Below are 14,480 nucleotides of genomic sequence, written 5' to 3' on the forward strand. Positions count from 1 at the left end.
GACGGAACCCTGCCGGTAGCCCAGTGTAGAGACCGGGCGTGCGATCACCGTGAACACCCGCGAGGCGCCCCGGCGAGCGGAACATCCGCCTCCGGTGTGCCCGCCGTCTCGCCAGCCTGTACCGCCGGAACCGCGCGGCCGAAGCGCACCTAGAATCCGGCGAGTGACTCCCGCCGCTCTCGCCGATCTGGTCCGCAGCTCCGCCGTGCAGGTCCTCGCCGCACGAGGCGTCGACGCCGCCGTGCTGCCGGAGACCGTGACCATCGAACGCCCGCGCAACCCGGACCACGGAGACTACGCGACCAACCTCGCGCTGCAGGTGGCCAAGAAAGCCGGGCTGAAGCCGCGCGAGTTCGCCGAGGCGCTCGCCGAGGTCGTCGCGGGTGCGGACGGCGTGGCCGCGGCCGAGGTCGCCGGGCCGGGCTTCCTCAACTTCCGGCTCGCCGCGGACGCGCAGGGCGAGGTCGTGCGCCAGGTGCTGGCCGCGGGCGCGGAGTACGGCCGGGGCGACGCGCTCGCCGGGCGCCGGATCAACCTGGAGTTCGTCTCGGCGAACCCGACCGGCCCGATCCACCTCGGCGGCACGCGCTGGGCCGCGGTCGGCGACGCGCTGGGCCGGGTGCTCGGCGCGCAGGGCGCGGACGTCACCCGCGAGTACTACTTCAACGACGCGGGCGCGCAGATCGACCGGTTCGTGCGCTCGCTGATCGCCGCCGCGAAGGGCGAGCCCGCGCCGGAGGACGGCTACGCGGGCGGGTACATCAGCGACATCGCGGCCGAGGTGATCAAGGCCGAGCCGAGCGCGCTGAGCCTGCCCGAGGACGAGCGGAACGAGACCTTCCGGCGCATCGGCATCGAGCTGATGTTCAGCCAGATCAAGCAGAGCCTGCACGAGTTCGGCACCGACTTCGACGTCTACTTCCACGAGAACTCGCTGCACGAATCGGGCGCGGTCGACGCGGCGGTGCAGCAGCTCAAGGACTCCGGCAACCTCTACTTCGCCGACGGCGCCTGGTGGCTCAAGTCCAGCGAGTACGGCGACGACAAGGACCGGGTCGTCATCAAGAAGGACGGCAACACCGCCTACATCGCGGGCGACCTGGCCTACTTCAAGGACAAGCGCAACCGCGGCCACGACCTGTGCATCTACATGCTCGGCGCGGACCACCACGGCTACATCGCGCGGCTCAAGGCGGCCGCCGCGGCGTTCGGCGACGACCCGGCCACGGTCGAGGTGCTGATCGGCCAGATGGTGAACCTGGTCAGCGACGGCAAGCCGGTGCGGATGTCCAAGCGCGCGGGCACCGTGATCACGCTCGAGGACCTCGTGGAGGCGGTCGGCGTCGACCCGGCCCGCTACGAGCTGATCCGCTACTCCGTCGATTCCTCTTTGGACATCGATTTGGACTTGCTGCGCAAGCATTCCAACGACAACCCGGTCTACTACGTGCAGTACGCGCACGCCCGGCTGTCGTCGCTGCGGCGCGGCGCGGCGGACCTCGGCCTGAAGACCGACGGGTCCGGCGAGGACGTCGATTTCGGACTGCTCACCCTGCCTGCAGAAGGCGACCTGATCCGCACCATCGGCGAATTCCCCGCCGTGGTGCGGCGGGCGGCGGAGATGCGCGAACCGCATCGCGTGGCCCGCTACCTCGAGGAACTGGCCGGCGCGTACCACAAGTTCTACACCGTGGGCCGGGTCCTCCCGCAGGGCGACGAGGAGGCCACCCCCCTCACGTACGCCCGGCTCGCTCTGTGTGAAGCCGCGCGCCAGGTTCTGGCGAACGGCCTGTCGCTGCTCGGTGTCTCCGCTCCGGAACGGATGTAAACAATGGCGCACCCCGCGGGCCCCCGCCACGCCGACGTCTACCCCCATGCCGACGCCTCCGGGTTCCCGCCCGCGAGTGCGGGCGAACTCGACCAGCTGCCCGCGAAAGTGTGGCCGCGCAACGTATATCGCGCCGCGGACGGCGTCGTGCGGATCGCCGGCGTCGACGTGCGCGACCTCGCGCAGACGTACGGCACGCCGCTGTTCGTGGTCGACGAGGCGGACTTCAAGTCCCGCTGCGCCGACTACGCCGAGGCGTTCGACGACCCGGCGCTCGTGCACTACGCGTCGAAGGCGTTCCTGTCCGTCGAGGTCGCCCGCTGGGTGGCCGAACAGGGGCTGAGCCTCGACGTCTGCAGCGGCGGCGAACTGGCCGTCGCGCAGCGCGCGAACTTCCCGGTGGAGCGGATCACGTTCCACGGCAACAACAAATCGGTCGCCGAACTCGACGCGGCCGTCGAAGCGGGCGTCGGCACCGTGGTGGTCGACTCGTACTACGAGATCGCCCGGCTCGCCGAAGTCGCCGCCGCGCACGAGGTCGAGCAGAAGGTCCTCGTCCGGGTGACGGTCGGCGTCGAGGCGCACACCCACGAGTTCATCGCGACCGCGCACGAGGACCAGAAGTTCGGTTTCTCGCTGGCTTCCGGCGACGCCGCCGAAGCGGTGCGCAGGGTGCTGAACGCGCCGTCGCTCAAACTGATCGGCCTGCACAGCCACATCGGTTCGCAGATCTTCGACGCCGACGGGTTCGAGGTGGCCGCGCGCCGCGTCGTCGGCCTGCTCGCGGAACTGGCCAAGGAGCACGGCCCGGAACTGCTGGAGCAGATGAACGTCGTCGACCTCGGCGGCGGTTTCGGCATCGCCTACACCGAAAAGGACAACCCGCCGCCGCCCTCGCAGATGATCACGCAGATCCGCGAGATCGTCCGCAAGGAATGCGCGTACGCCGACCTTCCGGTGCCGCGCATCGCGGGCGAACCCGGCCGCGCGATCGCCGGTCCGGGCACGTTCACGCTGTACGAAGTGGGCACGATCAAGGACGTCGCGCTCGGCGACGAGACTGCCCGCCGGTACGTCAGCGTCGACGGCGGCATGAGCGACAACATCCGCACGGCGCTCTACGACGCGGTGTACGACTGCCGCGTGGTTTCGCGGTCCGCCTCCGACGGCGACGAGCCGGTGACCCCGGCGTTGTCTCGCGTGGTGGGAAAACACTGTGAGTCCGGCGACATCGTCGTCCGAGACTGCTGGCTGCCAGACACGCTGGCTCCCGGCGACCTGCTGGGCGTCGCGGCGACCGGCGCCTACTGCTACGCGATGGCCAGTGGCTACAACCGGCTGCCGCGGCCCGCGGTGGTCGCCGTGCGCAACGGCGCCGCCCGGCTGCTGCTGCGCAGGGAGACGACGGACGACATGCTGCGCCTGGAGGTTTGAGAAGTGTCCACAGTGTCTCCAAAAAGCCTGTCTCCGGCGGACCGTGCGCCCATCCGGGTCGCGATGCTCGGCTGCGGCACGGTCGGCAGCGAGGTCGCCCGGCTGCTCACCGAACAGGCCGGGGAACTGGCCGCCCGCGCGGGCGCGCCGGTGGAACTGGTCGGCATCGCCGTGCGGCGTCCGGACAAGCACCCGGAGCTGCCCGCCGAACTGCTCACCGACGACGCCGCCGCGCTGGTGGCGCGGGACGACGTCGACGTCGTGGTCGAACTGGTCGGCGGGATCGACCCGGTGCGCAGCTGGCTGGTCACCGCGCTGAACGCGGGCAAATCCGTGGTCACCGCCAACAAGGCGCTGCTCGCCGAGCATTCGGCCGAGCTGTTCGAGGCGGCCGACGCGGCGGGCGTCGATCTGTACTTCGAGGCCGCCGTGGCCGGGGCCATCCCGCTGCTGCGCCCGCTGCGCGAATCGCTGGCCGGCGACCGGATCACCCGCGTGATGGGGATCGTCAACGGCACCACCAACTACATCCTTTCCGCGATGGACGCCACCGGCGCGGGCTACGCCGAAACGCTGGACGAGGCGAGCCGCCTCGGCTACGCGGAGGCGGACCCGACGGCGGACGTCGACGGCTACGACGCCGCGTCGAAGGCCGCGATCCTTGCCTCGCTGGCGTTCCACTCCCGGGTCACCGCGAAAGACGTGCACCGCGAAGGCATCGCGGACGTCACGGCGTCCGATCTGGCCGCCGCGCGCACGCTTGGCCGCACGGTCAAGCTGTTGGCGATTTGCGAACGGGTGACGGCGGACGACGGTGCAGAGTCGGTGTCCGCCCGCGTGCATCCGGTGATGATTCCGCGCAGCCACCAGCTGGCCGGCGTCGGCGGCGCGTTCAACGCGGTCTACGTCGAGGCGGACGCGGCCGGCGAATTGATGTTCTACGGCCAGGGCGCCGGCGGCGCGCCGACCGCCAGCGCGGTGCTCGGCGACCTCGTGGCGGTGGCGCGCAACCAGGTGCTCGGCGGCCGCGGCCCGCGCGAATCGGCGCACGCCGCGCTGCCGGTGCGGCCGATGGGCCAGACGCCGACGCGCTACCACGTGAGCCTCGACGTCGCGGACCGCGCGGGTGTGCTCGCCCAGGTGGCGCAAGCGTTTGCGGCGCACGGCGTGAGCATCGCCGCGGTGCGCCAGCGCGACGCGAACGACACGGCGAGCCTCGTCGTGGTGACGCACCTTGCGCCGGACGCGGCTTTGCAGTCCACTGTGGACGAAATCGCGAAACTCGATGTGGTGCACGAGGTTGTCAGCGTGATGCGGGTGGAAGGCGAAGACGCGTGAGTGGTTGGCCAGGGATCATCGAGGCATATCGCGACCGGATTCCGGTCCCCGACGGGGCTCACGTAGTGACGCTCGGCGAGGGCAACACGCCGCTGCTGCCCGCCGCGCACCTCTCGGAGCTGACCGGCTCGCAGGTGTACCTGAAGGTCGAGGGCGCGAACCCGACCGGCTCGTTCAAGGACCGCGGGATGACCGTGGCGATCACGCACGCGCTGGCAAGCGGCCTCAAAGCGGTGATCTGCGCGTCCACCGGCAACACTTCGGCCTCGGCCGCCGCGTACGCCGCGCGGGCCGGGCTCACCTGCGCGGTGCTGGTGCCGCAAGGCAAGATCGCGATGGGCAAGCTCGCCCAGGCGGTGCTGCACGGCGCGCGGATCCTCCAGGTCGACGGCAACTTCGACGATTGCCTCGAACTCGCCCGCAAGACCGCGGCGGACTATCCGGTCACCCTGGTCAACTCGGTCAACCCGGTGCGCATCGCCGGGCAGAAGACCGCGGCGTTCGAGATCTGCGACGTCCTCGGCGAGGCCCCGGACGTGCACTGCCTCCCGGTCGGCAACGCGGGCAACATCACCGCGTACTGGAAGGGCTATTCGGAGTACGCGGCCGACGGTGTGGTCAAGAACACCCCGCGGATGTTCGGTTTCCAGGCCGCCGGCGCCGCGCCGCTGGTGCACGGCGAACCGGTGTCGGACCCGGACACCATCGCGACCGCGATCCGCATCGGCAGCCCCGCTTCGTGGGACGGCGCGGTGCACGCGCGCGCCGAATCCAACGGCCTGTTCGACGCGATCACCGACGAGAAGATCCTTGAGGCGTACCGGCTGCTGGCCCGTCGCGAGGGCGTCTTCGTGGAGCCCGCGTCCGCGACGAGCGTGGCCGGCCTGCTGGCCACCGCGGCGGACGGACGGCTGCCGAAGGGTTCGAAGGTCGTCTGCACGGTTACCGGGCACGGCCTGAAAGACCCGGCCACGGCGCTGGAAGGCAACGTCGAGGTGGAACCGCTCGCGGTCGACCCGACGGCCGTGGCGGCGGCGCTGGACCTGCGATGACCCGCGCGCCACTCGCCCCGATCACAGCGCCCCAATGTGGCATTGGGTGCGTCGCATGCACCCAATGCCACATTGGGGCGATCTCACGCACCGAACGCCACATTGGGGCGCGGTCGTGACGGCGCTGAGCGGGTTCCGCGCGACGGTCCCGGCGTCGAGCGCCAACCTCGGCCCGGGATTCGACGCGCTCGGCCTCGCCCTGGCCCGCTACGACGTGGTCGAACTGCAGGTCACCGAGGGCGGCCTGAAGATCGAAGTCCTCGACGCGGGCGCGGGCGGCGTCGAGGACGTGCCGACCGACGAGTCCCACCTGGTGGTCCGCGCGCTCCGGCGGGCCTGCGAGCACCTGGACGTCCGGCCGCCCGGTCTGCACCTTCGTTGCCACAACAGCATTCCGCACGCGCGCGGCCTCGGGTCGTCGGCGGCCGCGGTGGTGACCGGCGTGGCGCTGGGCTACGCGCTGGCGGAGCGTCCGCTCGACGCCGACGCGCTCCAGCTCGCAGCCGAGTTCGAGGGCCACGCGGACAACGCGGCGGCGAGCCTGTTCGGCGGGCTCGTGGTGGCGTGGTCCGAAAACGGCCGGTTCCGCGCCGAACGCGTGGAGCCGAACGCGGCGATCCGGCCGGTAGTCGCGGTGCCCGCGGAGAAGTCGTCCACCAACACGACGCGCGGCCTGCTTCCGCCCCAGGTCCCGCACGCCGACGCGGCGCACAGCGCGGGACGGGCGGCGCTCGCCGTGCTGGCCGTCACCGAGCGGCCGGAACTGCTGATGGCCGCGACCGAGGACCGGTTGCACCAGGATTACCGCGCCGAGGCGTACCCGGCGAGCACCGAATTGGTGCGCACGCTGCGTGCCCACGGCGTTCCCGCGACCATCTCCGGGGCCGGTCCGACTGTGCTCGCTCTCACGCTGACGGGAATACTCCCGGCGGGCGTGGACGTTACGGGGTTCGACGTCGCCGAATTGCCCGTGGACCGCGATGGAGTGCAGGTTGTGGCCAGGTGACGACCTGGTCACAGGCTGGACGGCAGCGTGCGCCACGCGGGGGGTGGTTGTTGCACCCGGACAGGGCGCGGTCTACCCTCGGGGGCGTTCGATCACCGTGCGTTTCCGCACCCGATGCCGGGCCTGTTCGCCCCTAGCGGCGGCTCCGGTCCGCATCCTTCGTCGATCCGCCGATTCCGCACCGCCCGGCACGCGGGAGGCGGAGGGACGCAGGCGGGTTTCCGGTTCCGGCGGTGCCGAATTCCGCTTTCTCCGTCCGGAGGGGGCAAACACCCTGTGCTGGCGGCGCTTCGCTGTGTCTCGCACGGCTGGGCGCGAGCCGTCCGCATCGGAGGCAGAAGCCGTCTCGCTACCGGCGGCAGTCCGCTGATCCACCTGGAACGTGGATCGGTCAGGAAGGACATGTGTGAGCAACACCGATCTGTTGAGCGGCGACGTGGAGACCCCCGCCGCGGCCGCTGAGACCAATGGGGCCGCGGCCGCTCCGAAGCGCCGCACCGGGGGCCTGTCCGGAATGGTCATCGCCGAGCTCCGCCAGCTGGCGGGCGAACTGGGTGTGGGCGAGACCACCGGCATGCGCAAGGGGGACCTGATCGCCGCGATCCGCGAGCGCCAGGGCAAGAGCAAGAAGCGCGCCGCCGCGACGGCCGAGACGCTGCCGCTCGACGGCGTCGGCGAGCCGGTCAAGGCGGAGAAGGCCGAGAAGCCCGCCCGCCGGGCCAAGGCCGACGCGCCGAAGGCGGACGCTCCCCAGGCGGAGCCGAAGGCCGAGCCGGTGCAGGCGGAGGCTCCCAAGGCCGAGGCCCCGAAGGCGGAGACCGCGCAGGACGGCAAGCCCGCCGCGCAGGAGCGCCCGGAGCGCCACGACCGTTCCGAGGGCCAGCAGTCCGACGGCCAGTCCGAGGAAGGCGGCCGCAACCGCCGTCGTCGCGGCGGCGCGAACCGGGGCGACGGCCAGCGCGGCGACCGCCAGGGCGGCAACCGCGACAACAACCGGGACAACCGCGACAGCCGGGACAACGGCGGCCGCGACAACCGGGAGAACAACCGCGACAATCGCGGCGGCGACAACCGGCAGGACAACCGCGACAACCGCGGCGGTCAGGACAACCGGCAGGACCGCGACAACCGGCAGCGGAACCAGCAGGACAACCGCGACAACCGGAACAACGGCCCGCAGGACGACGACGAGGAAGGCGGCCGCCGCGGCCGTCGCTTCCGCGACCGTCGCCGCCGGGGCAGCGGTGGCGGCCAGCGCGAGGGCGGCGCGCCGGACACCGAGATCCGCGAGGACGACGTCCTGCTGCCGGTCGCCGGCATCCTGGACGTGCTCGACAACTACGCGTTCGTGCGCACCTCGGGCTACCTCGCCGGGCCGAACGACGTGTACGTGTCGCTGTCGCTGGTCCGCAAGTTCGGCCTGCGCCGCGGCGACGCGATCACCGGTGTCGTGCGCCAGCCGCGCGAGGGCGAGCAGCAGCGGCAGAAGTTCAACCCGCTGGTGCGCGTCGACTCGATCAACGGCCTGGAGCCGGACGAGGCCAAGCGCCGTCCCGACTTCACCAAGCTGACCCCGCTGTACCCGAACGAGCGGCTGCGCCTCGAGACCGAGCCGCACAAGCTCACCACCCGTGTGATCGACCTGATCATGCCGGTCGGCAAGGGCCAGCGAGCGCTGATCGTGTCCCCGCCCAAGGCCGGTAAGACCACGATCATGCAGGACATCGCGAACGCGATCACCACGAACAACCCTGAGGCCCACCTCATGGTCGTGCTGGTCGACGAGCGCCCGGAAGAGGTCACCGACATGCAGCGGTCGGTGAAGGGCGAGGTCATCGCCTCCACCTTCGACCGCCCGCCGTCCGACCACACCTCGGTCGCCGAGCTGTCCATCGAACGGGCCAAGCGCCTGGTCGAAATGGGTCACGACGTGGTCGTCCTGCTCGACTCGATCACCCGTCTCGGCCGGGCCTACAACCTGGCCGCGCCCGCGTCGGGCCGGATCCTGTCCGGTGGTGTCGACTCGACCGCGCTGTACCCGCCGAAGCGTTTCCTCGGCGCCGCGCGCAACATCGAGAACGGCGGCTCGCTCACCATCTTCGCGACCGCGATGGTGGAGACCGGGTCCACGATGGACACGGTGATCTTCGAGGAGTTCAAGGGCACCGGCAACGCGGAGCTCAAGCTGGACCGCAAGATCTCCGAGCGCCGCGTGTTCCCGGCGGTCGACGTCAACCCGTCCGGCACCCGCAAGGAAGAGCTGCTGCTCTCGCCGGACGAGCTGGCGGTCACGCACAAGCTGCACCGCGTGCTGCACGCGCTGGACTCGCAGCAGGCCATCGACCTGCTGATCTCGCGCCTGCGCAAGACGAAGACCAACATCGAATTCCTGATGCAGGTCTCGAAGACCGCGCTCGGCGGCGGAGACGACGACTGAGTCTCGCCTGAACGCACACCGGCCCGCCCCCAAGGCTTTCGGGGGCGGGCCGGTGTGCGTTGTGGAGGTCCGTGAAGGACTCCTCGAGGGAATCAGATTCCCCCAAGGAGTCCTTCACGGACGTTTCTCCCCGCACCGGGGAGGTGGTGCGGGGAGAAAACTCAGTGGCGGGGGACGGCGGCCGGGGTCCAGCCGCGGTAGTTGTTGAAGTAGCTCGTGGAGCTGCCGTGGCCGATCTTGCCGCCGACGCTGGTGGCGTAGAACCCGCCGTTGCCGTCCGCGATGCCGACGTGGCCGTAGGCGCTGATGTTCCAGTACACGAACGAACCGGCGGGCGGCTTGCCGCTGGTGTGCTTCGGGCTGGCCCCGTTCCAATGCGCGTTGGCAGAGGCCCAAACCCCGGTGGTGCCGTAGGAATTCTCGGCGGCCTTCTCGCAGTAGTGCTCCCACCCGGTGCTTCCGGCGTGCGCCTTGTACCAAGCGACGGCCCCGGCCGGAGTCCCGTCCGCGGCGCCGGTCAGATTCGCCTCGGACACCTCCGAGAACGTGCCGGCGGCGGGATTCACATCCGCCGCGGTGATCCCGTCGGCGGCGTTCGCGGCAGGCGCGAAGACCGCGGCGGAAGCGGCCAGTGCCAGCACGGCGGCCGGCTTCGCGAGCCGGGTGAGCAGGTCGGTCGTGCGCATGTCCGGACCTCCAGTAAGTGAGCGATTCACGAACTCGGCCAGCTTCACGCCATCAGGTACAAAATCCGTACAATGCGAATGTCCTTCACTACCCACCGTCGCGTGCGGCGGCGGAATACCTGGTCACCGGGGTGTGTTGTAGCCCGTGCCAGCACGTCTGGCAGAATGACCCGCTGAAGTCCGGCACCGGTTCACCCCGCACTGGGGACCCGGGGCCAACGAGAGAGGACACCATGAAGAGCGGTATTCACCCCGAATACGTGACCACGACCGTCACGTGCAACTGCGGGAACAACTTCGTCACCCGCAGCACGAAGGAGTCGGGTCAGATCCACGTCGAGATCTGCTCGAACTGCCACCCCTTCTACACCGGCAAGCAGAAGATCATGGACACCGGTGGCCGGGTTGCCCGGTTCGAGAAGCGCTACGGCAAGCGTCAGCAGAAGACCGACGCCAAGTAGCTTGTCCGACGGCGCCCACCCGCACGCCCGGGTGGGCGCCGTTGTTCTGTCCGGGCTTGTTCGCGAGAGGGAGACGGCGAAGTGGATTCGAGTTCGCTCAAGGGGCTGCTCGACGAGCACGCGCAGCTGGAACAGCAGCTCGCCGACCCCGCGGTGCACGCGGACCAGGCCCGGGCCCGCAAACTGGGCCGCCGCTACGCCGAGCTGAGCCCGGTCGTGCGCGCGGTGCGCGAGCTGGACCAGACCCGCGACGATCTTTCCGCGGCCAAGGAACTCGCGGCCGAGGACGCGGCGTTCGCCGCCGAGGCCGACGAGCTGGCGGCGAAAATCCCGCAGCTCGAAGCGAAACTCACCGAACTTCTCCTGCCGCGCGACCCGTACGACGGCTCCGACGTCGTCATGGAAATCAAGTCCGGCGAAGGCGGCGAGGAATCCGCGCTGTTCGCCGGCGACCTGCTGCGGATGTACCTGCGCTACGCCGAACGGCACAACTGGAAGGCCGAGGTGCTCGACTCGACGGAGTCGGACCTGGGCGGCTACAAGGACGTCACGCTGTCGCTCAAGAGCAAGACCGCGGACGTCGAAGGCGTGTGGGCGAGGCTGAAATTCGAGGGCGGCGTGCACCGCGTGCAGCGCGTGCCGGCCACCGAATCGCAGGGCCGCATCCACACGTCCGCGTCCGGCGTGCTGATTTATCCGGAACCGGAAGAGGTCGAGGTCGAAATCGACCCGAACGACCTCCGCATCGACGTATTCCGCTCCTCGGGCCCCGGCGGGCAGAGCGTGAACACCACCGACTCGGCCGTGCGGATCACGCACCTGCCGACCGGGATCGTCGTGTCGTGCCAGAACGAGAAGTCGCAAATCCAGAACCGCGCGCGTGCGCTGCAGGTACTGCAGGCGCGTCTTCAGCAGGTCGCCGAAGAAGAGGCGGCGGCGAAGGCGTCGGACGCGCGTCGTTCGCAGGTGCGGACGGTGGACCGCTCGGAGCGGGTGCGGACGTACAACTTCCCGGAGAACCGGATTTCGGACCACCGGGTGAATTACAAGGCGTACAACCTGGATCAGGTTCTGGACGGCGAGCTGGACGGTGTGCTGGACGCGCTGGCCACCGCCGATCGGGAGGAGCGGCTCGCCTCGCAGGCGGGCTGATTCCTAAACCGCAGCCGGGATTTCCTCGGCGCTCGGGTCCTCAGTGTGCTCCGGCGCGCTTTCCTTGCGGGGCAACAGACTGAGGACAGCGAACACCACAGCCAGCACAGTCGGGAAGAGCGTCAGCAGCTGGTGCTTCACGCCCTCGATGCCTTCGCCCAGCGCAGACAATCCCAGCTGTCCCGCCGCGAAGAACACCAGCAGGAACGCCACAATCCCGTACTCACGCCGACCTCGGCGGAACGCGCGCACCCCGGCCCAGCCGATGAGCACCCAAATCGGCACCAGTGCGAACAATCCGAGCGGCGCGATCAGCGCGGCGAGCCCGGAGAACACCGGAACCCGATATTCCTTCGCCAGCCGCGGCTGTCCGGACAGTTCGCCGAAGCTGCCGAGGTTCGCCGGGCGCGCGGTGAGGGCGTCGACGCCGCCCTGCTGCAGGATTTCGGCTGTCCGGCCAGGGTGCGTCGCGTAGTAGTGCAGCACGTTGCGGCGGCTGATTTTGTCCTTGTACTGCGGGTAAAGCGGGTCGTGCCAGGCCGCGCGCTCGCCCCACCAGCCGGTGCCGACGTACTGTTCGAACGATTCCGGCAGCCCGAGCGCGGCGAGGTCGGCCTTCGTGTCGTGCTTTCCGTCCACAATGGAGTCGAAGATCGCGTGGTACATGTTGGCCTCGCGGTATTCCGCGTTGGCCGGATCGCCCTGGGACTGGATCGCGAGAGTGCCCGCGCCCACGATCGCGAGCACCGCCAGCGGCAGCACCCAGCGTTCCCGCCCGCGCGCGCCGGACGGGCGGGTCAGCAGCAGCGCGAGCGCGAAAAGCGGGATGAGCAACAAAGTTTGCGATTTGGCGTTGATCCCGACGAGTCCACCGAGGACAGTCACCACGGCACCCGCCCAGCGCAGGTTTCCGGGGCGGTGCAACAGGAACAGGCCGCCGCAGATCAGCAGGATGCCGAGGAACGCCGCGCCTTCGCTGAGCACCGACGCGAAGTAGCCGAAGAACGCCGAGTCGCCCATCACGAGCAGCAGCAACACCGTGGCGATCAGCCGGTTTCGCCGGTTCAGGTCGAGGCCGAGCACCGTGACGGTGATCGCGCCGGCGACCAGCACGCAGGTGAGCACGCCGAGCACCAGCAGATTCAGCACGCCGGACGCACCGAACAGCGCGCCGATTTTGCCCGCCGCCCAGTCGAGCCAGGCCTGGCTCGAGACGTACGCGGAATCGCACGGCGGCGCGGACCCGTAACTGAACCGGACGAACCCCTCCGACGGCCGGTCCAGCTGCCGCCCGCCGAGCTGGCACAGCAGCCGCCAGCCGTCGCCGTTGTCGGCCATGCCGACCGGGCGGGGCACCAGGAACCGCAGCAGCAACAGTCCGAGCGAGGCGACGAATACCCCGAGGCCGAAGCGCAGATCCCTGGATTTCACCGGGCGAAGTCTAGAGGGGACCGCGGCAGGGGCGAGGGGGCGGGGCGTCGGGCCTCGTGCGCGTCTATCGCGGTTCTAACCGGGATAAACACTCACGACGTCACCTCCGCAAACGCCCTCATCCGCTCCTCGTATCCCTCATCACCCCCGAAGTGCACAGCCACCGCGTCCGCACCCGCCGCGCGATACGCACGGTAGGTCTCGACGGCCGCGCTCAGGTCCTCGCTGAACTGCTGCCGGGCGATCCGCCGCACGCGCCGCTCAGGATCGAGCCGATCCAGCGTCGCGACTCGTTCCGCGAAAGCCGCCGGCGAGAGTCCCGCGCTGAGCCACTGGTCCCCGGCCCGGACTGCCCGGCGCAGCGCGACCGTCGAGTTCCCGCCGACCAGGATCGGAATCCGCCCCGCCGGCCGAGGTTCGAAATACCCGCCAGCGCGGCCGCGTCCGGTGGTGAACAGCTGGTCCAGCAGCGAAAGCGTGTCGTCCAGCGTCGCCCCGCGCCGGGAGAAGTCCGCGCCGATCTCCGCGAACTCCGGCTCGTTCCATCCCGCGCCGACGCCCAGAATCAGCCGGTGCCCGGACAGCCGGTCGATCGTCGCGGCCTGCTTGGCCAGCAGATACGGCTCACGCAGCGGCGCGATCACCACGGACGTGCCCAACTGCACACGTTCGGTCGCCGCGGCCAGGTAGGCGAGGGTCGCCAGCGGCTCGTACACCCCGCCGAAGACTTCGCCGAACGGTTCCGGCGGCAGCACGTGGTCGGGCAGCCAGACGGATTCGTAGCCCAGCTCCTCGGCCAGCCGGGCGAGGTCGGCGAGGCGCTGCGGGGTCAGGTCCGGCGCTTCGTTCGGGAGGACGACCTGGCGGCTCATCGCAGCACCTTCCGGATCGCGGTGAGCCAGGCGTTTGGCGCTTCGTCGGTGATGCCGTGCCCGGACTCGATCTCGACCAGCTCCGCGCCGGGAATGCCGTCGGCCAGTTCGCGCGAATGCCTCGGCGGTACGAGGGCGTCCAGCGTCGTGGCGATCACCAGCGTCGGGACCGCGATCGTCGCCAGTTCCGCCCGGGTGTCGACGGATCGCACCAGTTCGACCTGCTTCGCTGTGCCCGCAGGCACCGATTCGGCAAGCCCGGCGACGGCCGCGGTGAGCTGCTCCGGCGTCAGCGTGGCGAGGAACCGCTCGCTCACGGCGGTCAGCATCAGGTACTTGGCGAGCAGGGTGCGGTCCCCTTGCAACAGCTCTGCCCACAGGTCCAGCGCCAGTTCCATCCGCGCGTCCGGCCGGGCGAGACCGGCGGTGAGGATGAGTCCGGTCACGCGATCGGGATGCCGGGTGGCCGCCCGGACCGCGACAGCCGTGCCGAGTGAGTAGCCGAGCACGGTGAATTTCTCGACACCGGCTTCAACGGCAGCCGCGACTAGGCCGTCGGCGAGTTCGTCGAGCGTGCCGCCCGCAGCGGGGTAATCGGCCCCGACCACGGTGTGCGTACGGGCGAGATCGTCCAGCAGCGGACCGAAGTTGGCGCGTACGCCGCCGCCCGCGCCGTGCGCGAGCAGCAGGCCGGGACCTGCTCCGAGAACGAGAGGCGCGAAATGTTCTGTCATGGTCGCGACGTTAAGGATTGACACCAGTGTGAAGGCCAGAACGCGGGGG

12 protein-coding genes are annotated in these 14,480 nt (G+C 70.2%); 8 read left to right on the forward strand and 4 right to left on the reverse strand.

Features of this window, described 5'->3' with window-relative positions:
• Nucleotides 1-163 precede the first annotated feature (163 nt).
• The 6 genes from argS to rho all read left to right on the forward strand — a co-directional run bounded on the left by argS (nt 164) and on the right by rho (nt 9,095).
• Complete coding sequence (gene argS, locus AB5I40_RS35955; protein WP_370934629.1) at nt 164-1,828, forward strand: arginine--tRNA ligase; 1,665 nt, start codon at nt 164-166, stop codon at nt 1,826-1,828.
• A 3-nt stretch (nt 1,829-1,831) separates the two neighbouring features.
• The gene (gene lysA, locus AB5I40_RS35960; RefSeq protein ID WP_370934630.1) at nt 1,832-3,262 is read left to right on the forward strand and encodes a diaminopimelate decarboxylase; all 1,431 of its coding nucleotides are present in this window, start codon (nt 1,832-1,834) and stop codon (nt 3,260-3,262) included.
• Nucleotides 3,263-3,325: 63 nt separating this feature from the next.
• Nucleotides 3,326-4,600, forward strand: a complete 1,275-nt coding sequence (locus AB5I40_RS35965) for a homoserine dehydrogenase (protein ID WP_370940684.1) — start codon at nt 3,326-3,328, stop codon at nt 4,598-4,600.
• Nucleotides 4,597-5,652, forward strand: a complete 1,056-nt coding sequence (gene thrC, locus AB5I40_RS35970; protein ID WP_370934631.1) for a threonine synthase — start codon at nt 4,597-4,599, stop codon at nt 5,650-5,652. The genes AB5I40_RS35965 and thrC overlap by 4 nt, the downstream gene beginning before the upstream one ends.
• Nucleotides 5,653-5,716: 64 nt before the next feature.
• On the forward strand, nt 5,717-6,658 hold the full coding sequence (thrB, locus tag AB5I40_RS35975) for a homoserine kinase (RefSeq protein WP_370934632.1): 942 nt from the start codon (nt 5,717-5,719) through the stop codon (nt 6,656-6,658).
• 406 nt (nt 6,659-7,064) lie between these two features.
• Nucleotides 7,065-9,095 carry a transcription termination factor Rho gene (gene rho / locus AB5I40_RS35980; RefSeq protein WP_370934633.1) on the forward strand — a complete coding sequence of 677 codons (2,031 nt, stop codon included), beginning with the start codon at nt 7,065-7,067 and terminating at the stop codon, nt 9,093-9,095.
• Nucleotides 9,096-9,256: 161 nt separating this feature from the next.
• On the opposite strand, the gene AB5I40_RS35985 is transcribed toward rho, so the two are convergent.
• On the reverse strand, nt 9,257-9,781 hold the full coding sequence (locus tag AB5I40_RS35985; RefSeq protein WP_344271396.1) for a CHAP domain-containing protein: 525 nt from the start codon (nt 9,779-9,781) through the stop codon (nt 9,257-9,259).
• A 233-nt stretch (nt 9,782-10,014) separates the two neighbouring features.
• On the opposite strand from AB5I40_RS35985, the gene rpmE reads away from it, so the two are divergent.
• Both rpmE and prfA read left to right on the forward strand, forming a co-directional pair.
• Entirely contained in the window at nt 10,015-10,242 is a 228-nt protein-coding gene (rpmE, locus tag AB5I40_RS35990; RefSeq protein ID WP_043832086.1) for a 50S ribosomal protein L31, read from the forward strand.
• Between the two features lie 81 nt (nt 10,243-10,323).
• Nucleotides 10,324-11,394: a peptide chain release factor 1 gene (prfA, locus tag AB5I40_RS35995; RefSeq protein WP_370934634.1), complete on the forward strand. Its 1,071-nt coding sequence runs from the start codon at nt 10,324-10,326 to the stop codon at nt 11,392-11,394.
• A gap of 3 nt (nt 11,395-11,397) precedes the next feature.
• Here the strand turns inward: prfA and AB5I40_RS36000 are convergent, their stop codons facing one another.
• The 3 genes from AB5I40_RS36000 to AB5I40_RS36010 form a co-directional block, all read right to left on the reverse strand.
• The gene (locus tag AB5I40_RS36000; RefSeq protein ID WP_370934635.1) at nt 11,398-12,825 is read right to left on the reverse strand and encodes a hypothetical protein; all 1,428 of its coding nucleotides are present in this window, start codon (nt 12,823-12,825) and stop codon (nt 11,398-11,400) included.
• Between the two features lie 92 nt (nt 12,826-12,917).
• Nucleotides 12,918-13,697 carry a TIGR03619 family F420-dependent LLM class oxidoreductase gene (locus AB5I40_RS36005; protein ID WP_370934636.1) on the reverse strand — a complete coding sequence of 260 codons (780 nt, stop codon included), beginning with the start codon at nt 13,695-13,697 and terminating at the stop codon, nt 12,918-12,920.
• The gene (locus tag AB5I40_RS36010) at nt 13,694-14,431 is read right to left on the reverse strand and encodes an alpha/beta fold hydrolase (RefSeq protein ID WP_370934637.1); all 738 of its coding nucleotides are present in this window, start codon (nt 14,429-14,431) and stop codon (nt 13,694-13,696) included. Before AB5I40_RS36010 ends, AB5I40_RS36005 begins: the two co-directional genes overlap by 4 nt.
• Nucleotides 14,432-14,480: the final 49 nt, after the last annotated feature.

Origin of the sequence: Amycolatopsis sp. cg13 (assembly GCF_041346965.1) — a bacterium.
Taxonomy (GTDB): domain Bacteria; phylum Actinomycetota; class Actinomycetes; order Mycobacteriales; family Pseudonocardiaceae; genus Amycolatopsis.